The sequence below is a fragment of the Rugamonas violacea genome (assembly GCF_016461825.1).
Classification (GTDB): Bacteria; Pseudomonadota; Gammaproteobacteria; order Burkholderiales; family Burkholderiaceae_D; genus Rugamonas.
The window spans coordinates 52857-76490 of record NZ_JAEMNU010000037.1; the positions used below are offsets into that span (position 1 = coordinate 52857).

General features: G+C 68.4%; 18 protein-coding genes. 16 read left to right on the plus strand and 2 right to left on the minus strand.

Annotated features, from left to right (window positions below; all coding sequences use genetic code 11):
- Positions 1-30: 30 nt before the first annotated feature.
- Together H7U20_RS07885 and metF are read left to right on the plus strand one after the other, a co-directional pair.
- Positions 31-387 (plus strand): phage holin family protein, encoded by a 357-nt coding sequence (locus H7U20_RS07885; protein WP_199519047.1) that lies wholly within the window; start codon positions 31-33, stop codon positions 385-387.
- A complete protein-coding gene (gene metF / locus H7U20_RS07890; RefSeq protein WP_199519048.1) occupies positions 374-1201 on the plus strand; it encodes a methylenetetrahydrofolate reductase [NAD(P)H] in 828 nt (275 codons plus the stop codon). Before H7U20_RS07885 ends, metF begins: the two co-directional genes overlap by 14 nt.
- A 345-nt stretch (positions 1202-1546) precedes the next feature.
- Here metF and H7U20_RS07895 read toward each other — a convergent pair whose 3' ends face one another.
- Positions 1547-2245, minus strand: a complete 699-nt coding sequence (locus H7U20_RS07895) for a 5-formyltetrahydrofolate cyclo-ligase (RefSeq protein WP_199519049.1) — start codon at positions 2243-2245, stop codon at positions 1547-1549.
- Positions 2246-2279: 34 nt separating this feature from the next.
- Here H7U20_RS07895 and H7U20_RS07900 point away from each other — a divergent pair, with 34 nt between their 5' ends.
- The 5 genes from H7U20_RS07900 (at position 2280) to H7U20_RS07920 (ending at position 8209) form a co-directional block, all read left to right on the plus strand.
- Positions 2280-4259 (plus strand): lytic transglycosylase domain-containing protein, encoded by a 1980-nt coding sequence (locus H7U20_RS07900; RefSeq protein ID WP_233410574.1) that lies wholly within the window; start codon positions 2280-2282, stop codon positions 4257-4259.
- Positions 4260-4296: 37 nt separating this feature from the next.
- On the plus strand, positions 4297-5262 hold the full coding sequence (locus H7U20_RS07905; protein WP_199519051.1) for a complex I NDUFA9 subunit family protein: 966 nt from the start codon (positions 4297-4299) through the stop codon (positions 5260-5262).
- A gap of 91 nt (positions 5263-5353) precedes the next feature.
- Positions 5354-6070, plus strand: coding sequence for a glutathione S-transferase family protein (locus tag H7U20_RS07910; protein ID WP_199519052.1), 717 nt, complete (start codon positions 5354-5356; stop codon positions 6068-6070).
- A gap of 8 nt (positions 6071-6078) precedes the next feature.
- Positions 6079-7407, plus strand: a complete 1329-nt coding sequence (locus H7U20_RS07915) for a multifunctional CCA addition/repair protein (protein WP_199758872.1) — start codon at positions 6079-6081, stop codon at positions 7405-7407.
- 127 nt (positions 7408-7534) lie between these two features.
- Positions 7535-8209 (plus strand): GNAT family N-acetyltransferase, encoded by a 675-nt coding sequence (locus H7U20_RS07920; protein ID WP_199519053.1) that lies wholly within the window; start codon positions 7535-7537, stop codon positions 8207-8209.
- Between the two features lie 18 nt (positions 8210-8227).
- On the opposite strand, the gene H7U20_RS07925 is transcribed toward H7U20_RS07920, so the two are convergent.
- Positions 8228-8749 carry an Lrp/AsnC family transcriptional regulator gene (locus H7U20_RS07925; protein ID WP_199519054.1) on the minus strand — a complete coding sequence of 174 codons (522 nt, stop codon included), beginning with the start codon at positions 8747-8749 and terminating at the stop codon, positions 8228-8230.
- 138 nt (positions 8750-8887) lie between these two features.
- Between H7U20_RS07925 and hppD the strand changes: the two genes are divergently transcribed.
- From hppD to H7U20_RS07970, 9 genes are all read left to right on the plus strand, one after another.
- Positions 8888-10027, plus strand: a complete 1140-nt coding sequence (gene hppD / locus H7U20_RS07930) for a 4-hydroxyphenylpyruvate dioxygenase (protein WP_199519055.1) — start codon at positions 8888-8890, stop codon at positions 10025-10027.
- Positions 10028-10323: 296 nt separating this feature from the next.
- Positions 10324-13902, plus strand: coding sequence for an indolepyruvate ferredoxin oxidoreductase family protein (locus H7U20_RS07935; protein WP_199519056.1), 3579 nt, complete (start codon positions 10324-10326; stop codon positions 13900-13902).
- A 296-nt stretch (positions 13903-14198) separates the two neighbouring features.
- Entirely contained in the window at positions 14199-16913 is a 2715-nt protein-coding gene (locus tag H7U20_RS07940) for a TonB-dependent receptor domain-containing protein (protein WP_233410575.1), read from the plus strand.
- Between the two features lie 103 nt (positions 16914-17016).
- The gene (locus H7U20_RS07945; RefSeq protein WP_199519058.1) at positions 17017-18546 is read left to right on the plus strand and encodes a S41 family peptidase; all 1530 of its coding nucleotides are present in this window, start codon (positions 17017-17019) and stop codon (positions 18544-18546) included.
- A 74-nt stretch (positions 18547-18620) separates the two neighbouring features.
- The gene (locus H7U20_RS07950) at positions 18621-20381 is read left to right on the plus strand and encodes a M14 family metallopeptidase (protein ID WP_199519059.1); all 1761 of its coding nucleotides are present in this window, start codon (positions 18621-18623) and stop codon (positions 20379-20381) included.
- Between the two features lie 109 nt (positions 20382-20490).
- Entirely contained in the window at positions 20491-21696 is a 1206-nt protein-coding gene (locus tag H7U20_RS07955) for an MGDG synthase family glycosyltransferase (protein WP_199519060.1), read from the plus strand.
- Positions 21696-22175: a hypothetical protein gene (locus H7U20_RS07960; RefSeq protein WP_199519061.1), complete on the plus strand. Its 480-nt coding sequence runs from the start codon at positions 21696-21698 to the stop codon at positions 22173-22175. The genes H7U20_RS07955 and H7U20_RS07960 overlap by 1 nt, the downstream gene beginning before the upstream one ends.
- Positions 22172-22789 carry a tyrosine-protein phosphatase gene (locus tag H7U20_RS07965; protein ID WP_233410576.1) on the plus strand — a complete coding sequence of 206 codons (618 nt, stop codon included), beginning with the start codon at positions 22172-22174 and terminating at the stop codon, positions 22787-22789. The genes H7U20_RS07960 and H7U20_RS07965 overlap by 4 nt, the downstream gene beginning before the upstream one ends.
- Positions 22790-22800: 11 nt before the next feature.
- Positions 22801-23436, plus strand: a complete 636-nt coding sequence (locus H7U20_RS07970) for an SRPBCC family protein (RefSeq protein ID WP_233410577.1) — start codon at positions 22801-22803, stop codon at positions 23434-23436.
- The last annotated feature ends 198 nt before the right edge of the window (positions 23437-23634 follow it).

Genomic DNA, 23634 nt, shown 5'->3' on the forward strand with positions numbered 1-23634 from the left:
CCGCCCCAATTTTTGCAGCGAGTCCCACCCATGCGTTTGGTCCTTACCTGGTTAATCAACGCGGCAGCCCTGCTGGCCGTTCCCTACCTGATGCATTCCGTCGATGTCACGAGCATCGGCGCGGCCCTCGTCGCGGCCCTCCTGCTGGGCCTGGTCAACACCCTGATCCGCCCCGTGCTGCTGTTGCTGACCCTGCCGGTGACGGTGGTCTCGCTCGGCCTGTTCATCTTCGTCATCAACGGCCTGATGTTTTGGCTGGTGGCCCAGCTGGTCAACGGCTTCCATGTCGACAGTTTCTGGTCGGCCATCGGCGGCGCCCTGCTGTACAGCGTGATTTCCTGGTCCCTGTCCACCCTACTTCTGAAGAACGCAGATGGAAACTCCTAATTTCAGCATCGAATTCTATCCGCCCAAGACGGCGGAAGGCGCCGAGAAGCTGCGCGCCACGCGCGCCAAGCTCTCGCTGCTGCACCCCAAGTATTTTTCCGTGACCTTCGGCGCCGGCGGCAGCACCCAGCGCGGCACGCTCGACACGGTGGTCGAAATCCTCGCCGCCGGCGAGGACGCCGCGCCCCACCTGTCCTGCGTCGGCGGCACGCGCGAGTCGATCCGCGCCATCCTGGCCGAATTCAAGTCGCACAATATCCGCCGTGTCGTCGCCCTGCGCGGCGACCTGCCGAGCGGCTACGGCGCGGCCGGCGAATTCCGCTACGCCAACGAGCTGGTCGAATTCATCCGCGCCGAGACGGGCGACTGGTTCCACATCGAAGTGGCCGCCTATCCCGAGGTGCACCCGCAAGCCCGTTCGCCGCAGGACGACCTGTTGGCCTTCGAGCGCAAGGTCAAGGCCGGCGCCAACGCCGCCATCACCCAGTACTTCTACAACGCCGACGCCTACTTCCAGTACGTCGAGCAGACCCGCAAGCTGGGCATCGAGGTGCCCATCGTGGCCGGCATCATGCCGATCACCAATTACACCCAGCTGATGCGCTTCTCCGACATGTGCGGCGCCGAGATCCCGCGCTGGGTGCGCCTCAAGCTGGCCAGCTTCGGCGACGACAGCGCCTCGATCAAGGCCTTCGGCCTGGACGTGGTGACGGCGCTGTGCCAACGCCTGCTGGCCGGCGGCGCGCCCGGCCTGCACTTCTACAGCATGAACCAGGCCGCCGCCACGACGGCCCTGTGGCAGCGCCTGGTCTGAGCGACAGCCCGGCAAGCACCAAGGCGGCCCACCCGGGCCGCTTTTTTTCGCCGGCCCATTTTTCGCGCGGGGTCAGTGCCGACATTCGGACACGAGCTGGGCCGCACCGCTTGGTTCAACCCTGACCGGGCGATGCGGGCGACCCTACAGGAGCGGGGTCAGTGCCGACATTCGGACACGAACTGAGCCTTATCGCTTGGTGTCAACCCTGTCCGGGCGATGCCGGCGACCCTAATGCTGAGCTTGTGTCTGAATGTCGGAACTGACCCCGCTGCGAGTTTCGCGGGGTCAGTTCGCGGGGTCAGTGCCGACATTCGGACACGAACTGAGCCGTATCGCTTGGTTTCAACCCGGTCCGGGCGATGCCGGCGGCCCTACTGCTGAGCTTGTGTCCGAATGTCGGCACTGACCCCGCTGGCTGACCCCGCTGGAGCCGACCCCGCTGGGAGATTCGGTGACGATGCGGTCGAGCGGGATGTCGTGGCGGTCGCTGGCGAACTCGGCCGCCAGGCAGGAGTAGGCCACGCCCAGCGTTTGCGGCCGCGGCTGGCGCGCCAGCGTGCGGTCGTAGAAGCCGCCGCCGTAGCCTAGCCGATAACCTTGCGGATTGAAGCCCAGGCAGGGCACCAGCAGCGCCGGCGGATAGGCCTCCAGGCGCAAGTCGGCCGGCACCGCCACGCCCATCTTGTCCTTGACCATCTCCTCGCCGATGTTCCAGTGGGCGAACTCCAGCGCCGCGTCCCTTCGCACCACCACCGGCAGCAGCAGGCGCACGCCCAGCCGCGCCAGCTCGGCGTAGGCGGCCTGCAGGTCGGGCTCGTCGCGCAACGGCCAGTAGACGCCCAGCGCTGCCGCGCCGCCGCCGCGCCACCAGTCGACGACGCGGGCGCCGATGGCCCTGTCCCACTGCGCCCGCGTGGCGCCGTCGAGGCCGCGGCGGGCCGCCAGCAGGCGCTGCCTTAAATCCGCCTTGGCCGCGTTGGGATTGACCGGCGGGGCTGGTGGTGGCTCTGCGGCGCGTGGTATTCTAGGGTCGCTGTTCATGTCCATTGAATTAAGATTTTGTGAGAGTCGCACATTGATTTCCGCTTCGAAATGGTTTGCCGGCGCCGCCATCCTGGCCGCGTGCGTCGTAACATCGCCGGCCCGCGCCGACGACAGCGCCAGCGATAGCCGCAAAGAGGACGACTCCTTCCTGCTGCTGCGCGACGCGGTGCGCCAGGACGACGCCGCCAAGGCCGAGTTCTACGCCGCCCGCCTGCCGAACTATTCCATTCCGTCCTACGTCGACTATTATCGGCTCAAATCGCATTTCCGTACCGCCTCGACCGAGGAGATCCGCGACTTTCTGCGCCGCTACGACGGCAGCGCCATCGCCGACCGCCTGCGCAACGACTGGCTGCTCGAACTGGGCCGCAAGCGCGACTGGGCCAACTTCGACGACCAGCTGCCGCTCTACATCATCAACGACGACACCCAGGTCAAGTGCTACGCGCTGCAGTCGCGCGCGCTCAAGGGCCAGCGCGTGGCCGACGAGGCGCGCGCCCTGCTGGTGGCGCCCAACGTCTACGGCGACGCCTGCGGCGGCCTGATCGCCACCCTGTTCCAGGGCGGCCAGTTCGACCGCAACGACGTGTTGGCGCAGCTGCGCCTGGCCGGCGAGTTCAACGCCACCGGCCAGGGCAAGCGCGCCGCCGTGCTGCTCGACGGCTCGGACAAGAAGATCGCCCAGGCCATCGACCTGCCGGCCATCGCCCTGGCCAAGGGGCCGGGCGTGGGCCACGTCGACCACGAGATCTACCTGGTGGCGGTCGGCCGCATGGCGCGCACCAGCGTCAAGCTGGCCGTGCTGGCGCTGAACAAGGCGGCGCCGCAGTTGACGGCGGCGGAGCTGGCGGTCGGCTGGGGCAACATCGCGCTGTGGTCGTCCTACACCCTGGCCGCCGAGACGGGCGAGTACTGGCGCAAGTCCAACGGCGCCCCGCTGTCGCTCGATGCGCTGCAATGGAAGACCCGCATCGCCCTGCGCGACGGCGACTGGAAGCTGGTCAAGAGCTGCATCAAGGCGATGCCGGCCTCGCTGCGCGCCGATCCGGCCTGGGTCTACTGGATGGGCCGCGCCCTGATGGCCGAGGCCGGCGGCACGGCGCCGACCGCCGAGGCGGCCCAGCTGTTCCGCGGCATCGCCGAGCAGTCCAATTTCTACGGCCAGCTGGCCTCGGAGGAGCTGGGCCGGCTGATCACCATCCCGCTGCCGGGCGCGCCGATCGGCCCGGCCGAGATCGCGCCGATCGCCGCCGACCCCGGCTTCCAGCGCGCCCTGAAGTTCTTCGCCATGCGCCTGCGCTTCGAGGGCACGCGCGAGTGGAACTGGTCGCTGCGCAAGCTGAACGAGCGCGAGCATCTGGCCGCCGCCGAGTTCGCCCGCCAGAACAACATCCTCGACCGCATGGTCAACACCTCGGAGCGCACCCGCATCCAGGTCGACTACAGCCAGCGCTTCCCCTCGCCGCACCTCGACATCATGCATCCGACCACGCAGACGCTGGGCCTGGACAAGGCCTGGGTGTACGGCCTGATCCGCCAGGAATCGCGCTTCATCATGGACGCGCAGTCCTCGGTGGGCGCCTCCGGCCTGATGCAGGTGATGCCTTCGACCGGGCGCTGGGTGGCCAAGAAGATCGGCCTGACCGACTTCGTGCAGGAGATGCTGAGCGACGCGCGCACCAACATCCTGCTCGGCGCCAATTACATGAACATGGTGCTGGGCAACATGGACGGCTCGCAGACATTGGCCACGGCCGCCTACAACGCCGGCCCGGGCCGGCTGCGTTCCTGGCGCGCCACGCTGACCAAGCCGATGGAGGGCGCGGTCTTCATCGAGGCCATCCCCTACGCCGAGACGCGCACCTATGTGAAGAACGTGATGTCGAACGCCACCTACTACGCCGCCCTGTTCGAGGGCCGGCCGCAGTCGCTGAAGGCGCGCCTGGGCACGGTGGCACCGAAGGGTTACAGCGAGCAGGAGCAGCAGGAGAGCAGTTTCGGCAACCGCTGATGGCCGCGCCTGGGGCGCCGGCGGAAAGGAGCAGGGCATGGACGACTTGAACGTGGTGGTGATCGGCGGCTCCGGTTTCATCGGCAGCCACCTGGTGGCGCAACTGGCCGGCGCCGGCGCGCGCGTGCTGGTGGCGAGCCGGCGCTACGAGGACGCCAAGCATTTGATCTTCCTGCCGCGCCTCGAAGTGCGCCAGGCCGACGTGCACGACGACGCCGCGCTGGCCCAGCTGCTGCGCGGCGCCGACGCCGTCATCAACCTGGTCGGCCTGCTGCACTCGCGCCCCGGCGCACCCTACGGCGCCGACTTCGCCCGCGCCCACGTCGCGCTGCCGCGCCGCATCGCCGCCGCCGCCGTGGCGGCCGGCGTGCCGCGCTACCTGCATATGAGCGCGCTGGGCGCCGCCGCCGACGGGCCGTCGATGTACGCGCGCTCGAAGTGGGACGGCGAGCTGGCCGCGCGGTCGCGGCCGCCGCTGGCGGCCACCATCTTCCGTCCCTCGGTGGTGTTCGGCCCGGGCGACCATTTCCTCAATCTGTTCGCCGGGATGCAGCGCCTGCTGCCGCTGGTGCCGCTGGCCGGCGCCGACGCGCGCTTCGAGCCGGTGTATGTGGGCGACGTGGCGCAAGCCTTCGTCGCCGCGCTGCGCCAGCCGCGCAGCCGCAACCAGGTGTATGAGCTGGGCGGGCCGCAGGTGTTCACCCTGGCCCAGCTGGTGCGGCTGGCCGGCGTCTACGGCGGCCACCCGCGCCCCATCGTCAAGCTGCCCGACGCGCTGGCGCGCCTGCAGGCGCGGCTGTTCGAATGCCTGCCCGGCACGCCGCTGATGAGCCGCGACAACCTCGACTCGATGCGGGTCGACAATGTGATTGCGCCGACCACGACGGCGCTGACCCTGGCCGACCTGGGCATCCGCCCGACCGCGCTGCAGGCGGCGGCGCCGCACTACCTGGGCAAGGCGGCCGACCCGCTCGACGACTACCGCCGCCGCGCCGGCCGCTAGCCGGAGACCATAACGCAGACCAACGCAGACCAACGCAAATCAGCGCAAATCAACGCAGACCACCACGACGCTCACCCTCCACGGACGATATATGCAGACCACCCAGCTCGATCCCTCCCTGACCACCACCCTGGCCGCCGCCCGCGAGCCCGGCCTGACCCTGGTCATCGGCAACAAGAACTACTCGTCCTGGTCGATGCGGCCGTGGGTGGCGATGACCGCCTTCGGCATCCCCTTCCAGGAGGTGCGCGTGCTGCTCGACCAGCCCGACACGGCCAACCTGATCGCCAACTACTCGGCCTGCGGCCGCGTGCCGGTGCTGCTGGCCGGCGAGATGACCATCTGGGACAGCCTGGCGATCTGCGAATACCTGGCCGAGCAGTTCCCCGAGCTGCACCTGTGGCCGCAGGACGTGGCGGCGCGCGCCATGGCGCGCTCGGTCTGCGCCGAGATGCATGCCGGCTTCGCCGACCTGCGCACGGCGATGTCGATGAACATCCGCGCCAGCTTGCCCGGCAAGGGCCGCAGCCACGGCGCCCAGGCCGACATCGGCCGCATCAGCGAGATCTGGGAGGAGTGCCTGTCGCGCTTCGGCCACCACCAGTTCCTGTTCGGCGAGTTCTCCATCGCCGACGCCTACTTCGCCCCGGTGGTCATGCGCTTCCGCACCTACGGCGTGTCGCTGGCGCCGGCGCTGAACGCCTACTGCGAGCGCGTGCTGGCCCAGCCGGCGGTGGCGCGCTGGGTGGCCGAGGCCATGGCCGAGGTCGAGACGGCGCCCAAGCACGACGCCGAGATGCCGGAGTAGGCGTGGCGATGCGGATCTACGTGGTGGGCGGCGCCGTGCGCGACGCCCTGCTCGGCGTGCCCTTCCAGGACCACGATTACGTGGTGGTCGGCGCCACCCCGGAGGACATGCTGCGCCAGGGTTACCGCCCGGTCGGCAAGGACTTCCCGGTGTTCCTGCACCCGCAAACGCAGGAGGAGTACGCGCTGGCGCGCACCGAGCGCAAGACCGCGCCCGGCTATCGCGGCTTCGTCTTCCACACCTCGCCCGAGGTGACCCTGGAGCAGGACCTGGTGCGGCGCGACCTGACCATCAACGCCATCGCCCGCGCCGCCGACGGCACGCTGTGCGACCCCTTCGACGGCCAGGGCGACTTGCGGCGGCGGGTCTTCCGCCACGTCTCCGAGGCTTTCGCCGAGGACCCGGTGCGCATCCTGCGTGTGGCCCGCTTCGCCGCCCGCTACCCCGACTTCACGGTGGCGCCGGAGACCAACGCGCTGATGCGCCGCATGGTCGAGCAGGGCGAGGTCGACGCCCTGGTGCCCGAGCGGGTCTGGCAAGAGCTGTCGCGCGGCCTGATGGAGCGGCGCCCCTCGCGCATGCTGGAGGTGCTGCGCGACTGCGGCGCGTTGGCGCGCATCCTGCCGGAACTCGATACACTATGGGGAATTCCGCAGCCGGAACTGTATCATCCCGAGATCGACACCGGCGCCCACATGCTGCAGGTGGTCGACTGCGCCGCCGCCGCCGGCCTGGCGCTGCCGGTGCGCTTCGCCTGCCTGATGCACGACCTGGGCAAGGGCGCCACGCCGGCCGCCAAGTGGCCGGCCCACCACGGCCACGAGGGCCTCGGCGTGCCGCTGGTGGAGCGGGTGTGCAAGCGGCTGAAGGTGCCGGGCGATTGCCGCGACCTGGCCGTGATGACGGCGCGCGAGCACGGCAACGTCGGCCGCGCGCTGGTGCTGCGGCCGGCCACCATGGTCACCCTGATGGAGCGCTGCGACGCCTTCCGCAAGCCGGCCCGCTTCCGCGACATGCTGCTGGCCACCGAGTGCGATTCGCGCGGCCGCAGCGGCGCCGGCGCCAGCTTCCGCGAGCGGCCCTTCCCGCAGTTGGCCCACCTGGAGACGGCGCTGGCGGCGGCGCGCGGCGTCGACGCCGGCGCCATCGCCCAGCGCTGCCTGGAGCAGCCGCAGCGCATTCCCGAGCAGGTGCGCCGGGCCCGCGTGGCGGCGGTGCGGCTGGCGCTGGGCGCCGCCGACGGCGACGACGACAACGGCGAGGCGGCGGACCTTGCGCCGGATGCGACGCCGAATCCGTCATCCGATCCGGCGCCAAACGGCGCGGCGGCTAAGTAGAACTACCGTGCGAAACGGCGCGCCGCTTGCGCTACAATACATCGATGTTGCGCCGCAGCATCGGCGGCCCGGCCGGCCGCGCAGCGCCGTCGCGTCACGCCGGCGTGCCGGGTTTAGGAGTAGTGAAGTGAACTCGATCGATTTGTTTCAAAATCCGCTGCCGCGCTGGTTCAAGCGCAAGTCGCGCCCCACCGTGCTGATCAAGGAACTGCGGGAGCGCGACCGCCGCCGCATGCTCAAACATTTCCTCGGCCTGGAGCGCGCCGACCGCCTGCTGCGCTTCGGTTCGGCCCTGCCCGACGAGCTGGTGGGCAGCTACGTCAACGGCATCGACTTCAGCCGCGACATGGTGTTCGGCGTCTACAACCGGGTGTTCCAGCTGGTCGCCGTGGGCCACCTGGCGTTCGCCAAGACCGACCCCGGCAAGAGCGCCGTGACGGCCAAGGAGCGGGTCGCCGAGTTCGGCGTCTCGGTCGGCCGCTCGGTGCGCGGCATGGGCGTGGGCAGCAAGCTGTTCGAGCGCGCCGCCATCCACTGCCGCAACAACGACGTCGACACCCTGTACATGCACTGCCTGTCGTCGAACCAGACCATGATGCACATCGCCCGCAAGGCCGGCATGGCGATCCAGCGCGACTACGGCGAGGCCGACGCCTACCTGAAGCTGGCGCCGCCGAATCCCGGCAGCATGCTGCAGGAGGCCGTCGAGGAGCAGTTCGCCACCCTCGATTACACCCTCAAGGCCAACACCCGCGCCGCCGTCAAATGGCTGGACCGGCTGCCCGGCCGCAAGCGCCGCTAGGCCGGCGCGGCTTTCCACTCACACCAGCGGCAGCGCCGTGGTGTCCTTGATGCGCTGCAGGGCGAAGCTGGACTTGACGTCCAGCACCGCCGGGTGGCGCAGCAAGGTCGCCATCATGAAGCGCGAGAAGTGGTCCATGTCCTCGACGTGCACGCGCAGCAGATAATCCATCTCCCCGGTCATGGCGTAGCAGGCCACCACCTCGGGCCACTGCTCGACCGAGACGGCGAAGTCGGCCCGTGGCGAGGCCGACGCCGGCGCCGCGCCCAGCGCGCGGGCGTTGCTGTGCGCCGCCGCCTCGCTGTGCTTCTCCAGCCGCACGTTGACGTAGGCCAGCAGGCCCAGGCCGATCTTGTCCGGGTCGAGCAGGGCGACGTACTGGCGGATCACGCCGGCCTCCTCGAGCCGCTTGATGCGGCGCAGGCAGGGCGACGGCGACAGGCTGACCAGCTCGGCCACGTCCTGGTTGGACAGGCGGCCGTCGGCCTGCAGGATGGCCAGAATCTTGCGGTCCGTTTTATCCAGCGCGATCTTGGTCATGAACACCTCAAAAATTCGATTTCAAGGCAATATTATTGCGCAAAAAGCGGCCCGGCGGGAATTGTTTGCAATTTTCTGCCGGCGCGCCGGGTCTATACTGTGCGCATAATAAAACCTGGTAAATCCAAGGAGACCGGCATGCAATTCCAGCCATGGGACAACCCGATGGGCACCGACGGCTTCGAGTTCGTCGAATACGCCGCGCCCGATCCGAAGGCGCTCGGCGCGCTGTTCGAGCGCATGGGCTTTTGCGCCATCGCGCGCCACCGCCACAAGGACGTCACCCTGTACCGCCAGGGCGAGATCAACTTCATCATCAACGCCGAGCGGGACTCGTTCGCCCAGCGCTTCGCCCGCCAGCACGGGCCGTCGGTGTGCGCCATCGCCATCCGCGTCGCCGACGCCGCCTTCACCTACCGCCGCGCGCTCGAGCTGGGCGCCTGGGGCTTCGACAACCAGACCGGGCCGATGGAGCTGAACATCCCGGCCATCAAGGGCGTCGGCGACTCGCTGCTCTACTTCGTCGACCGCTGGCGCGGCAAGGGCGCCGGCGCGGCCGGCGCCGCCGCGCCGCTGCCGGGCGCGATCGGCGACATCAGCATCTACGACGTCGATTTCGTCGCCATTCCCGGCGCCGTCGCCAACCCGCTCGGCAACGGCCTGACCTATATCGACCACCTGACCCACAACGTCCACCGTGGCCGCATGAAGGAGTGGGCCGGCTTCTACGAGAGCCTGTTCAACTTCCGCGAGGTGCGCTACTTCGACATCGAGGGCAAGCTGACCGGCCTGAAGTCGAAGGCGATGACTTCGCCCTGCGGCAAGATCCGCATCCCCATCAACGAGTCGTCCGACGACAAGTCGCAGATCGCCGAATACCTCGACCAGTACCACGGCGAGGGCATCCAGCACATCGCCCTGGGCAGCGACGACGTCTACGCCTCGGTGCAAAAGCTGCGCGACGGCGGCATCGTCTTCCAGGACACCATCGAGACCTACTACGAGCTGGTCGAGCGGCGTCTGCCGCACCACGGCGAGAACCTGGCCGAAATGCGCCGCCTGCGCATCCTGCTCGACGGCCACAGCTCGGAGCACGAGCGCGAGTTGCTGCTGCAGATCTTCACGCAGAACGTGATCGGCCCGATTTTCTTCGAGATCATCCAGCGCAAGGGCGACCAGGGCTTCGGCGAGGGCAACTTCCGCGCCCTGTTCGAGTCCATCGAGCTCGACCAGATCAAGCGCGGCGTGCTGCGGGACCCGGCCAACACGCCGGCCTGAGCACGCCAAGGGGCCGGTGACGCGGACCAACCCCAGCGGCGTGAAGCCGGGGTCGGACCCCGCGGGTCCGACCCCGGGTTCGCGCCCCGGGGTTGGGCCTGCAGCAACGGCGCACGGGGTTCGCAGCCCCAAGGTTTGAAGCCGCCAGCACCGCGCAGAACGGTGCGGCGGCCTTGTGATACCCTGTAAAAAAACACATTTTCCGCTTCGGCGCGCCCACAAGGCGCGCCGGATCGCGCGGCCGGACCGACCCGGCCCGGCCGCGTACCGCATTGAGAATAATGGAGACAACAGCAATGAACGCACCAATCAAGGGCTCGCACCTAGAGCCGGGTCCGCACGCGGACGGCATTTCCCTCGACGACAAATGGACCCTGGAGCGCGGCCGCGCCTTCATCACCGGCACCCAGGCGCTGATCCGCCTGCCGATGATGCAGCGCGAGCGCGACCTGAAGGCCGGCCTGAACACGGCCGGCTACATCACCGGCTACCGTGGCTCGCCGGTCACCAGCGTCGACATGACGGCGGTGAAGGCGAAGAAACACCTCGACGCCCACCACGTCAAGTTCCACCCCGGCATGAACGAGGACCTGGCCGCCACCGCCGTCTGGGGCACCCAGCAAACCAACCTGTTCAAGGACGCCAAGTACGACGGCGTCTTCTCCATGTGGTACGGCAAAGGCCCCGGCGTCGACCGCTGCGGCGACGTCTTCAAGCACGCCAACAACGCCGGCTCGGCCAAGCACGGCGGCGTGCTGGTGCTGGCCGGCGACGACCATGCCGCCAAGTCCTCCTCGACCGCCCACCAGTCCGACCACATCCTCAACGCCTGCGGCATCCCGGTGCTGTACCCGGCCTCGGTGCAGGAGTACATCGACTACGGCCTGCACGCCTGGGCGATGAGCCGCTACACCGGGCTGTGGGTGTCGATGAAGTGCGTCACCGACATCATCGAGTCCGGCGCCGTGGTCGACTTCGACCCCGACCGCGTGCAGATCGTCACGCCGGACGACTTCGAGCTGCCCGCCGGCGGCCTGAACATCCGCTGGCCCGACACCGTGCTCGACATGGAAGTGCGGATGAACAGCCACAAGTGGTACGCCGCGCTGGCCTACGCCCGCGCCAACAAGCTCAACAAGATCATCTGGGACAGCCCGAAGGCCAAGATCGGCATCATCACCGCCGGCAAATCCTACCTGGACACGCGGCAGGCGCTGGCCGACCTGGGCATCGACGAGCAGGCCGCCGCCGACATCGGCATCCGCCTGTACAAGATCGGCATGACCTGGCCGCTGGAGGCCGACGGCGTGCACAGCTTCGCCAAGGGCCTCGACGAGATCCTGGTGGTCGAAGAGAAGCGCCAGATCCTCGAATACGCGCTGAAGGAGGAGCTGTACAACCTGAAGGACGGCGAGCGGCCGCGCGTGGTCGGCAAGTTCGACGACACCGGCGAATGGAGCAACAAGGGCAACACCGGCCACGGCGACTGGCTGCTGCCGGCCACCTACGAGCTGAACCCGGCGCAGATCGCCCGCGCCATCGCCAGCCGCATCTCGCACTACTGCGCCGGCCACCCGGTGGCCCAGCGCGTGCAGGAGCGCATCGCCTTCCTCGAAGCCAAGGAGCTGGTGCTGAAAACCGTGCCGGCCAAGCCGAACCCGGAGACCGACCGCACGCCGTATTTCTGCTCCGGCTGCCCGCACAACAGCTCGACCAAGGTGCCCGAGGGTTCGCGCGCGCTGGCCGGCATCGGCTGCCACTACATGGTGCTGTGGATGGACCGCGAGACCTCGACCTTCACCCACATGGGCGCCGAAGGCGTCACCTGGGTCGGCCAGGCGCCGTTCACCAACGAGAAGCACGTCTTCACCAACCTGGGCGACGGCACCTACTTCCACTCCGGCATCCTGGCGATCCGCGCGGCGGTGGCGGCCAAGGTCAACATCACCTACAAGATCCTGTTCAACGACGCCGTCGCCATGACCGGCGGCCAGGAGTTCGACGGCCCGCTCGACCCCGGCATGATCTCGCGCCAGATCGCCGCCGAGGGTGTCGGCCCGATCATCGTCGTCACCGACGAGCCGGAGAAATACCCGGCCGGCTACAAATGGGCCGAGGGCGTCACCGTGCGCCACCGCAGCGAGTTGATGGACGTGCAGCGCGAGTTGCGCGACAAGCCCGGCGTGTCGGCCATGATCTACGACCAGACCTGCGCCTCCGAGAAGCGGCGCCGGCGGAAACGCAACGAGTACCCGGACCCGGCCAAGCGCGCCGTCATCAACGAGGCCGTCTGCGAAGGCTGCGGCGACTGCTCGGTGCAGTCGAACTGCCTGTCGGTCGAGCCGCTGGAGACGGAACTGGGGCGCAAGCGCCAGATCAACCAGTCGTCCTGCAACAAGGACTTCTCCTGCACCACCGGCTTCTGTCCGAGCTTCGTGACGGTCGAGGGCGGCGCGTTGAAGAAGCCGAAGAAGGCCGCCGCCGGCGACGCCGCCATGCCGGTCCTGCCGATGCCCGCCATTCCGCCGACGACGACGCCGTTCGGCATCCTCATCACCGGCATCGGCGGCACCGGCGTGGTCACCGTCGGCCAGATCCTGGCGATGGCCGCCCACGTCGAAGGCAAGGGCGCGGTGGTGCTGGACATGAGCGGGCTGGCGCAAAAAGGCGGCCCGGTGATGTCGCACGTGCGCCTGGCCGACAAGCAGGCCGACCTGCACTCGACCCGCGTCGGCACCGGCAGCGCCGACCTGGTGATCGGCTGCGACCTGATCGTCACGGCCAGCCGCGACGCCCTGTCGCGCATGGGCGAGGGGCGCACCTTCGCCGCCATCAACTCGACCGGCTCGTCGACCGCCGCCTTCGTCAAGAACCCCGACTGGCAGTTCCCCGACGCCTCCTCGCGCAGCGAGATCATCAAGGCCTGTGGCGAGAAACAGGTCGACTTCATCGACGCCGGCCAGATCGCCACCGCGCTGATGGGCGACTCGATCGCCACCAATATGTTCATGCTCGGCTACGCCTTCCAGCGCGGCCAGGTGCCGCTCAGCGAGGCGTCGATTATCAAGGCGATCGAGTTGAACAACGTCTCGGTCGGCTTCAACAAATCGGCCTTCGCCTGGGGCCGCACGGCGGCGCACGACCTGGCCTCGGTGGTCAAGCTGACCACGCCGGCCAAGGTGATCGAGTTCAAGCGCATGCAAACGCTCGACGACCTGGTCAACCGCCGCGTCGAACTGCTCACCGCCTACCAGGACGCCGCCTACGCCCAGCAATACAAGGCCTTCGTCGACCAGGTGCGCGCCGAGGAGGCCAAGCTGGGTAAGGGCAGCCGTCTGGCCGAGGCGGTGGCGCGCTACTTCTACAAGCTGATGGCCTACAAGGACGAGTATGAAGTGGCCCGCCTGTACACCGACGGCGCCTTCCAGCAGAAGATCGCCGGCATGTTCGAGGGCGACATCAAGCTCAAGTTCCACCTGGCGCCGCCGCTGCTGGCCAAGCACGACTCGAATGGGCACTTGATCAAGCAGGAGTTCGGCCCCTGGATGATGAAGGCCTTCGGCGTGCTGGCCAAGTTCAAGGGCCTGCGCGGCAGCGCCCTCGATGTGTTCGGCTACACCGCCGAGCGCAAGATGGAGCGCGCGCTGATCGGCGAGTACCGCCAGAGCGTGGCGGCGCTGCTGCCCAAGCTGACGGTGGACAACCTGACGCAGGCGGTGGCCATCGCCAGCATCCCGGAGGACATCCGCGGTTATGGCCATGTCAAGGAACGCCACCTGAAGGCGGCCAAGCAGAAGGAGGCGACGCTGATCGCCGCTTATAACGCGCCGGCGCAGGCATCGGTGCCGGCGGGTAGCCGCAGCAACGTCGCCTAAGACGCTTGCCGCGAACAAAAAGGGCGACCGACTGGTCGCCCTTTTTTGCGCGCGCCGCCGGCCAGCGAGCAAACCCAGCGGCGTAATTCTGGGGTCAGACCCGCGGGGTCTGACCCCGGCTCTCTGCCGGTGGGTGTTCCCCCCCATGATTACAACTAGCATGACGCTAGTGTTGCTTTTTTGTGCATTGTCGATTAAACGCATAAGAAAACGCGGATATATTCGTTCTCCATCTATACGAGTTTTGCTACTGTTGAGTTTTTTGAAATAGCGAAAACTCGATGAAGACGACAAACTTGAGATTGAAACCGCTGGCAGCCGGCGTTATCGCGCTGTTGTGTAGCCAGGCCGCCCAAGCGCAGGCGCCCGCCGCCGCTGCCGCCGCCGCCCCTGCCGTGGTGGTGAACGGAGCCGCCGCCGAGCCGCCGGCCGTCACCGTGACCGGCTCGCGCATCCCGCGCGCCACGCTGGAGGGACCGTCGGCCGTCACCGTCATCACCGGCGCCGAGATCACCAAACAAGGTTACAAGAACGTCTTCGACGCGCTGAGCAACCAGGCGCAGAACAGCGGCTTCACCCAGGGCGGCGACTTCGGCAACACCCATACCCCGTCGGCCAACGCCATCAGCCTGCGCGGCCTCGGTCCCAACCACACGCTGATCCTGCTCAACGGCCACCGCATCGCCGACTTCCCCATCGCCTACGAAGGGGCGGTCAACTTCACCAACCTGGCCAACATCCCGTCCAGCGTGGTTGAACGCATCGAAATCCTCAGCGGCGGCGCCTCCGCCATTTACGGCTCGGACGCCATCGCCGGCGTCGTCAACGTGATCCTGAAGAAGCAGGCCGAGGGTATCGACATCAACGTCAAGGGCGGCACCACCACCCGTGGCGGCGGCAACGAGCAGCGCGTGCAGATCACCGGCGGCGGCAGCTTCGACCGACTCAACGCCCTGTTCAGCGTGGAACTGAGCGAACGTCAGCCGCTGTGGAGCAAGGACCGCGACTTCATGGCCGTCAAGGATGGCGCGCCGACCAATGTGCTGTCGCGTAAGAGTCTGAAAACCGGCAATTATTACGACCTCGGCGACACCTGCGACACGCTGGGCGACCTGTTCGATCACAGCACCGTCAAGTACGCCACGAAGAAAGGCAGTTACTGCGCCAGCAACAAGGCCAAACCGACCTTCTGGACCACCCAGACCGAGAACAGCAGCCAGAACTTCTTCGGCAGCCTGACCTATGACCTGGCCGGCGGCACCACGCTGTTCGGCGACCTTCTGCTGTCGAGCAACAAGTCGTCCAACAGCACGCGCGGCCCGACCTGGACGTCGCTGTCGACGGCCGGCAATTACTTCCTCAACAAAAACACCAATGTCTACGAGACCTGGACCAAGCTCAGTGCGCCGGAAGAGTTCGGCGGCGTCGAGCGCTACAACCGCGACTGGAAGGATATCGCCGGCGCGCTGTCGTTCGGCGCCCGTGGCCACATCCCCGGCAGCGATTGGACCTATGAGGCCGGTTACAACGCCTCCGTCTACCAGAGCAAGAACCACGCGCCGCGCACCCGCAGCAATATCGACTCCTTCTTCCTCGGCCCCAAACTGGGCGTCGACGGCGACGGCATCGGCATTTACGCGCCGGACCCGGCACGCCTGACCAAACGCCTGACGCAGTCCGAATTCGACAGCTTCGTCGACAGTTCCAACAGCAAGGACCGCTCCTGGGTCAACAACGTCAGCGTGACCGCCAACGGCGAGCTGTTCCAGTTGCCGGCCGGCGCCGTCAAGCTGGCCGTGCTGGCCGAGGCCGGCCGCCAGGGCTTCTCCCAGACGCCGGACGCGCGCATCAACCAAGGTTACTTCAACACCCTCGTGCCGGCCGACGAAGTCGGCGGCACGCGCGGCCGTTACGCCGTCGGCGCCGAGGCCAGCATCCCCGTGCTGGCACAGCTCAACCTGAGCCTGGCCGGCCGCTACGACCGCTACAAATTCGCCGACCGCAGCGAGGGCAAGCTGACCTACAACACCGGCGTCGAATGGCGTCCCGTCAAGTCGCTGCTGGTGCGCGGCGATTACGCCACCAGCTTCCGCGCGCCGGACATGAACTACATCTTCAAGGCGCGCGACAACGGCTACTATTCGTCCAGCACCGACTACCTGCGCTGCGCGCGTGACAAGCAAAGCGTCGACAACTGCGACTACGCCAACGTCTCGCCCGGCTTTGACTACATCCAGTACGGCAGCAAGGACCTCAAGTCGGAGAAGGGCAAGTCCTTCGGCGCCGGCGTGGTCTGGTCGCCTAGCGCCGACTTCGACGTCTCGCTCGATTACTGGAACATCAAGATCGACGACCTGGTCACCAACCTGAGCGCCGACCGCCTGCTGCGCGACGAGGCCGATTGCGACAGCGGCGCCAACCCCAAGGGCTCGCCGACCTGCGTCGACGTCGCCAACCGGGTGATCCGCTACGCCGCCAATGCGCCGTACAAGCCGGGCGAGGTCAAACAGATCCTGGTCAACCCGATCAACGCCGCCTCCCAGGCCGTCAGCGGTATCGACATCGCCTTCAAGTACGCCTTGCGCACCAGCGGCTACGGAAAATTCGTCTGGACCGGCAATTTCTCGAAATCGCTGACCAAAAAATCGCGCCAGTTCCCCGGCGATCCACTCAACGACGATCTGGCCGACTTGAGCAACGTCGATTGGCCGAACAAGCTCAACACCAGCTTGAATTGGAATATCGCCGACTGGTCGAGCACCGTGTTCGTCACCCGCTACGGCCGGGTGCCAAACTCGGCCGGCACGGCGCTGCTGAACTCGACCACCAAAGTCAACGCCAGCACTGTCTACCAGCTCAACCCGCGCACCACCGTGTCGCTGATCGTCAACAATGTCTTCGACAAGGTCAAGACCGACACCAGCTACGGTTGGCCCAACTACCCGTCGGGCAGTTTCAGCCCGGCGGGACGCCAGGTCTGGCTTGAGCTGAACTACCACTTCGGTTCCTAGCACGTCGCCGGGGGTAAGAAATTGTAAGAAAGTATATACAAGGACGGTGGGCCGCCATAGAATTGCCGCGCAGATATTTCTCTGCGCTGCGAGCCACCGCCCGATGAAATCAAACACTCTCTTACTCCTGGCCGCGGCCGTCCTGTTCAACCTGGCCGGCTGCGGCGGCGACGCCGTCGCGCCGGCCGACACGACGGCGCCGACACCGCCCGCGCCGCCGCCCGAACCGCCGCTGCCGCCGGTGCCCCCGATCCCGTCCTCGCTGCCGCTGTACGGCCACTGCGAGAAGCCGCGCACCGGCCTGACCCCCAACGGCCTGCCGTACATGGACATCCAGGGCAGCCTGGACGACGAGCTCAACTGGGTGCGCGCGATGATCGACGAGTCCTATCTGTGGTACGCCGAGGTGCCCGCCAAGCTGAAGGCGGCCGACTTCCGCAACCCGGTCGATTTCTTCAACGCGCTCAAGACGCCCGCGCTGACCGCCTCCGGCCGGCCGCGCGACCGCTTCCACTTCACCTATCCGAGCGCCGTGTGGGACGCCATGTCGAACGACGGCGTCGAGCTGGGCTATGGCCTGACCTGGCTGCGCAACAGCGATCCGGCGCAGCCGCGCCAGTGGCTGGTCACCCTGGTCGAGCCGGGCTCGCCGGCCGACCTGGCCGGCCTGCGCCGTGGCGACCGCCTGCTGTCGGTCGACGGCGCCCTGATCGCCGACTACGCCGATGCCGCCGTCGCCGCCCGCGTCAGCGCCGGCCTGTTCCCGGCCGTGGCCGGCGCCAGCCACCGCCTGCTGCTGCAGCGCCGCGATGGCGCCAGCCTCGACGTCACGCTCGGCGCCGTCAAGCTGAGCATGGCGCCGGTGCGCAACACCAAGGTGCTCGACACGCCGGCCGGCAAGGTCGGCTACCTGACGTTCAAGGAACACAATGCCGTCGCCGAGTTCCAGCTGGCGCGCGCCATCGGCGAGCTCAAAGCGGCCGGCGTGAACGAGCTGGTGCTCGACATGCGCTACAACGGCGGCGGCACGCTGACCATCGCCAGCGAACTGGCGTACATGATCGCCGGCCCGGCGGCGACCAAGGGCAAGGTGTTCGAACAGCTGAAAACCAATGACAAGAGCCAGCCGCGGCCGCCGCAGATGTTCCTCGCCAAGGCGCTCGGCTTCGCGGTGCCGCAGCCGCTGGCCAGCGGCGCCGAGCTGCCCTACCTGGGCCTCAAGCGCGTCACCGTGCTGGCCACCGGCGCCACCTGCTCGGCCAGCGAATCGGTGATCAACAGCCTGCGCGGGATCGACATCGAGGTCAACCTGATCGGCGCGCCGACCTGCGGCAAGCCTTACGCCTTCGTCCCGGCGGCCAACTGCGGCACCACCTATTTCGCCATCCAGTACCAGGGTGTCAACCACAAAGGCTTTGGCGACTACGCCGACGGCTTCCAGCCGACCTGCAACGTCGCCGACGACCTCGGCCACGCGCTGGGCGACCCGGCGGAGGGCCTGCTGGCCGCCGCGCTCAGCTTCCAGCGCGACGGCGTCTGTCCCGTCGCGCCGCGCGCCGCCGCGCCGGCCGCCGCCATGCAGCTGGTCCGCCCGCCGGTCAAGGAAATCTCGATCTACACGCCGCCCCGCTAGCGGCCGCGCGGGCGCCGCCGCCGCTGCCGCCGCCCGCCGCCGCATTCCTCCCACCCACCGTTGGAAGCCTGCCCATGAACCGTTCCACCCTGCTGTTCGCCCTTGCCTGCGCCGCCCCGCTGGCCCACGCCGCCCCCGACCTGAGCACCGTCGCCGAACGCTCCGGCTTCCAGCACACCGGCCGCTACGCCGAGGTGGAGCAGTTGTGCGCGCGCTTCCAGCAAGCCTATCCCAAGGCGGTGCGCTGCTTCGAGTTCGGCCGCACGCCGGAGGGCCGGCCCATGCTGGCGCTGGCCGTCTCGCGCACCGGCGCGCTGACGCCGGCCCAGGCCAAGGCGCGCGGCCTGCCGGTGCTGCTGGTGCAGGGCGGCATCCACGCCGGCGAGATCGACGGCAAGGACGCCGGCTTCCTGGCGCTGCGCCAGGCGCTGGACGGCCAGGCCGCGCCGGGCGCGCTGGATAAGCAGGTGCTGCTGTTCGTCCCGGTCTTCAACATCGACGGCCACGAGCGCTTCGGCCAGTGGAACCGCCCCAACCAGCGCGGCCCGGTGGCCATGGGCTGGCGCACCACGGCGCAGAACTACAATTTGAACCGCGACTACGTCAAGGCCGACGCGCCCGAGATGCGCGCCATGCTGGCCCTGGTCAACGCCTGGGACCCGCTGGCCTATATCGACCTGCACGTCACCGACGGCGCCAAGTTCCAGCCCGACGTGTCGATCCAGGTCGAGCCGGTGCACGGCGGCGACGCCGAGTTGATGCGCTCCGGCGTGGCGCTGCGCGACGCCGTGATGGCCGACCTGAAGCGCGCCGGCTCCGATCCGAAACCGTTCTACATCTCCTTCGCCGTCAACGACGAGCCGCAGTCCGGCTTCGAGGACAGCATGGCCGCGCCGCGCTTCTCGACCGGCTACTTCCCGCTGCGTAACCGCTTCGCCATGCTGGTCGAAACCCACTCGTGGAAGGATTACCCGACCCGCGTCGGCGTCACCCGCAACACCATCGTCGCGCTGCTGTCGCAGGTCGCCCTGCACGGCCGCGCGTGGCAGGCGCAGACCCGCGCCGCCGACCTGCGCGCCGCCGCGCTGGCCGGCAGCGCCGTGCCGCTCAGCTACCAGACCACCGGCCGCACCACGATGATCGACTTCCCCGGCTACGCCTACACCCGCAGCCAGTCCGAGGTGTCCGGCGGCCTGATGACCCACTACGACGAGAACACGCCGCAGACCTGGCACGTGCCGCTGCGCGACGAGGTGGTGCCCAAGCTGCTGGCGACGGCGCCGCGCGGCGGCTACCTGGTGCCGGCCGCGCTGGCCGAGCGCGTCGCCGCCCGCCTGCGCGTGCACGGCGTCGAGTTCAAGCTGCTGGCGCAGGCGCCCGGCCCAATCGAGGTCGAGACCTTTCGCGCCGACCAGGCCAAGTTCGGCGCCCTGTCCTTCGAGGGCCGCCAGGCGCTGGCGCTGGAGGGCGAGTGGAGGAGCGAGCGGCGCGAAGTGGCGCGGGGCGCGCTGTTCGTTCCCATCGCCCAGCCCAAGGCGCGCCTGGTGATGGCCCTGTTCGAGCCGCGCGGCGCCGACTCGCTGCTGGCCTGGGGCGAGTTCAACACCGCCTTCGAGCGCAAGGAGTACATGGAGGAGTACGTCGCCGAGGACGTCGCCCGCGAGCAGTTGGCGGCCGACCCGGCGCTGGCCGCCGCCTTCCAGCAAAAGCTGGCCAGCGACCCGGCCTTCGCCGCCAGCCAGGAGGCCCGGCTGGAATTCTTCGCCCGCCGCCACGCCTCGTGGGACGAACGCTTCAATCTGTATCCGGTGATGCGCAGCGCCAAGGTGCTGTAACGGCGCGGGGGAGGGCGGGCACTGCAGGCGGCGGGCCGGCCCCCGCCGGCGCAAACAATGTTATTCTTTGCGCCATATTTCACCACCGGGACGCCGCTCCCCGCCTGCCATGACCCAGAAAAAAATCCTCCTGCTCAGCGTATCGGCCGGTGCCGGCCACATGCGCGCGGCCCAGGCCATCGAGGCGCACAGCAAGCTGGCCGGCGGCGCCGCCGTCGCCACCCACCTCGACGTGATGAACTACGTCACCGCCGGCTTCCGCAAGCTCTACACCGACTTCTACATCAAGCTGGTCAACAAGGCGCCGGCGCTGTGGGGCTACCTCTATCACATCACCAACGAGGCCCAGGCCGACAGTTCGATGCAGCGGCTGCGCCGCGGTGTCGAGCGGCTCAACACCCGCGCGCTGCTGCGCGAGGTCGAAGCCTTCAAGCCCGACGCCATCATCTGCACCCACTTCCTGCCGGCCGAGATCCTCTCGCGCGCGCTGCGCCAGGGCCAGTTGTCCTGCCCGGTGTGGGTCCAGGTCACCGACTTCGACCTGCACCGCATGTGGGTGCATGAGCACATGAGCGGCTATTTCGCCGCCAACGACGAGGTGGCGTTCCGCATGCGCGACCAGGGCATCGACCAGGCCCGCATCCACGTCACCGGCATCCCCATCATGCCGGCCTTCGCCCAGGCGCCGCCGCGCGAGCAGGCGGCGGCCGCCTTCGGCCTCGACCCGCGCCGCACCACCATCCTGCTGATGGGCGGCGGCGCCGGCCTGGGCAGCCTGGACACCGTCGCCGCCCGCCTGCTGGCGCTGGACGGCGACTTCCAGTTGATCGTCCTGGCCGGCAAGAACGCCGCCGCCCTGGCCGCCCTGCAGCAGCTGGCCGCGCGCCACCCCGGCCGCCTGCTGGCGCAGGGCTTCACCAACGAGGTCGAACGGCTGATGGCCTGCGCCGACCTGGTCATCACCAAGCCGGGCGGCCTGACCACCTCCGAATGCCTGGCCATGGGCCTGCCGATGATCGTCAACTCGCCGATCCCCGGCCAGGAGGAGCGCAACGCCGACTACCTGCTCGAACAGGGCGTCGCGCTGAAGGCCTTCGACGGCGTCACGCTGGAATACCGTGTGCGCCACCTGCTGGCCCATCCCGCCAAGTTGGCCGAGATGCGCGCCAAGGCCGTCGCCCTGGGGCGCGCCGGCGCCGCCGACGCCGTGCTGGCGCACGTGCTGGCCGGCGCCAACGCGGCGACCGATGCCGTGCCGGCCGGCGGCCTTGGCCCGGCGCCCGGCGCCGCCGTCGGCGTGGCGGCCGCCGCCTGATGGTGGCGGCCAACAAGCCCTGGCAGATCGCGCTGACCGTCGCCTGGGTCGCGCTGCTCGGCCTGTTCTTTGCCCAGGTCGAGATCCAGATCGAGGGCGCGGCCGGCTGGGCCGCCAATCTGCCGACCTGGCGCATCGAGCACCACTGGCTGCTGGATATTTTCTGGGGTGGCCGGCCGATGACCGGCTACCACGCCTGGGTGTTCCCCTTCGTCGCGCTGTTCTTCCACTTCCCGCTGCTGTTCATGCAACAGTGGTCGCTGCGGCTGGAGGCGCGCGTGTTGGGCAGTATCATGCTGTTCTGGATCATCGAGGACTACCTGTGGTTTGTCCTCAACCCGGCCTACGGCGTGGCCCGCTTCGACCCCGCATCGATTGAATGGCACAAGCACTGGTTGTGGTGCGCGCCGACCGACTACTGGGTTTCGCTGTGCCTTGGTGGTCTGCTATTGTGGTTTTCATACCGGAGAAAGACATGAAACGATTGATCCCGCCGCTGCTGTTTGCGTTGGCGACCCAACTGGCGCCGAGCGGCGCGCTGGCCATGGCCCCGGCCGCCGAGCCGGCCGCCTCGGCGTCGGGCGCCGAGCTGGCCCCGGCCAGCCGTCCGGCCGACTGGGCCACGCCGGTCGACCGCGCCGTCAACCTGTACCGCGTCACGCCCAGCCTGTACCGCAGCGCCGCCTTGAGCGGCAAGGACCTGGCGCAGATCCGCGCCCTCGGCGTGCGCACCGTGGTCAGCCTGCGCGCCTTCCACGCCGACACGGCGCTGCTCGAACACAGCGGCATCCGCGCCGTGCGCGTGCCCGTCAACACCTGGGAGATCGGCGACCGCCACGTTGTCGCCGCGCTGCGCGCCATCCGCGCCGCCGAGCGCGACGGCCCGGTGCTGCTGCACTGCCAGCACGGCGCCGACCGCACCGGCCTGATGGTGGCGATGTACCGCATGCTGTACCAGGACTGGAGCCGCGAGCGCGCGCTGGCCGAATTGAAGGAGGGCGGCTACGGCTACCATCCGATGTGGAAAAATATTGAACGCTATCTGGCGCGCGTCGACGTCGAAGAGATCCGCCGCCGCGTCGAAGCGCCATAAGAAAGGCAAGCATGAGAATCACCGCGAATATGCAGACGATGACGATGACGATGACGGCGGCCGCGCTGTTGCTGCCGGCCGCGCTGGCGCGGGCCGCGCCGCCCGCCCCGCCGGACCTGGGGCCGCTGGCCGCCAACAAGGTGGCGCTGCTCGACGTCAGCAAGAGCGGCGTGCCGGGCAAGACCTTCGCCGCCGGCACCGTCATCGCCGCGCCGCTGGCCACCTTGTGCGCGGCGATCCAGGACTTCGCCGACTACCCCAACTTCATGCCCAATGTCGACAAGGTCAAGGTCGGCGCCGGCGCCGGCGACAGCTCGCTGCTCGACCTGACGCTCAAGCTGCCGATGGGGAAGGTCAAAAAATATCGACTGAAGATGGAGCCGAAGGTCGGCGCGCAAAGCTGCCAGCTGGCGTGGAAGATGGTGCCCAGCGAGGGCCTGAAGCCCGACGAGACCATCGCCGACACCAGCGGCTACTGGCAGTTGACGCCGCTGGCGGCCGATCGCGGCAAGACCGAGGTGCGCTACCTGGTCTACACCGACCCCGGCCCGGTGCCGATGGGTTTCGGCTGGATCGTCGACAGCATGAGCAAGGACAGCATCCCCAAGATGCTCGAAGCGCTGCGCGCCCGCGTCGCCGCGCATTAGGCGGTGGCAGAACCCGGCGGGGTCAGAACCCGGCGGGGTCAGTGCCGACATTCGGACACGAGCTCGACGGGAAACCGACGATTCCACTTGGCGGAGGTCTTGGTCTTTGACCGGGAAACGAGGGCTTGTGGTTGAGGCCGTGTCCGAATGTCGGCACTGACCCCGGGGTTTTTGCCCCCGGGGTTTTGCGTTTGCCGT

What these genes read in the sequence shown, in the direction of transcription:
- H7U20_RS07885 (WP_199519047.1), top strand. Translation starts at nt 31, where the DNA reads ATGCGTTTGGTCCTTACCTGGTTAATCAACGCGGCAGCCCTGCTGGCC.
- metF (WP_199519048.1), top strand. Translation starts at nt 374, where the DNA reads ATGGAAACTCCTAATTTCAGCATCGAATTCTATCCGCCCAAGACGGCG.
- H7U20_RS07895 (WP_199519049.1), bottom strand. Translation starts at nt 2,245, where the DNA reads ATGAACAGCGACCCTAGAATACCACGCGCCGCAGAGCCACCACCAGCC.
- H7U20_RS07905 (WP_199519051.1), top strand. Translation starts at nt 4,297, where the DNA reads ATGGACGACTTGAACGTGGTGGTGATCGGCGGCTCCGGTTTCATCGGC.
- H7U20_RS07910 (WP_199519052.1), top strand. Translation starts at nt 5,354, where the DNA reads ATGCAGACCACCCAGCTCGATCCCTCCCTGACCACCACCCTGGCCGCC.
- H7U20_RS07915 (WP_199758872.1), top strand. Translation starts at nt 6,079, where the DNA reads ATGCGGATCTACGTGGTGGGCGGCGCCGTGCGCGACGCCCTGCTCGGC.
- H7U20_RS07925 (WP_199519054.1), bottom strand. Translation starts at nt 8,749, where the DNA reads ATGACCAAGATCGCGCTGGATAAAACGGACCGCAAGATTCTGGCCATC.
- hppD (WP_199519055.1), top strand. Translation starts at nt 8,888, where the DNA reads ATGCAATTCCAGCCATGGGACAACCCGATGGGCACCGACGGCTTCGAG.
- H7U20_RS07935 (WP_199519056.1), top strand. Translation starts at nt 10,324, where the DNA reads ATGAACGCACCAATCAAGGGCTCGCACCTAGAGCCGGGTCCGCACGCG.
- H7U20_RS07945 (WP_199519058.1), top strand. Translation starts at nt 17,017, where the DNA reads ATGAAATCAAACACTCTCTTACTCCTGGCCGCGGCCGTCCTGTTCAAC.
- H7U20_RS07950 (WP_199519059.1), top strand. Translation starts at nt 18,621, where the DNA reads ATGAACCGTTCCACCCTGCTGTTCGCCCTTGCCTGCGCCGCCCCGCTG.
- H7U20_RS07955 (WP_199519060.1), top strand. Translation starts at nt 20,491, where the DNA reads ATGACCCAGAAAAAAATCCTCCTGCTCAGCGTATCGGCCGGTGCCGGC.
- H7U20_RS07960 (WP_199519061.1), top strand. Translation starts at nt 21,696, where the DNA reads ATGGTGGCGGCCAACAAGCCCTGGCAGATCGCGCTGACCGTCGCCTGG.
- H7U20_RS07965 (WP_233410576.1), top strand. Translation starts at nt 22,172, where the DNA reads ATGAAACGATTGATCCCGCCGCTGCTGTTTGCGTTGGCGACCCAACTG.
- H7U20_RS07970 (WP_233410577.1), top strand. Translation starts at nt 22,801, where the DNA reads ATGAGAATCACCGCGAATATGCAGACGATGACGATGACGATGACGGCG.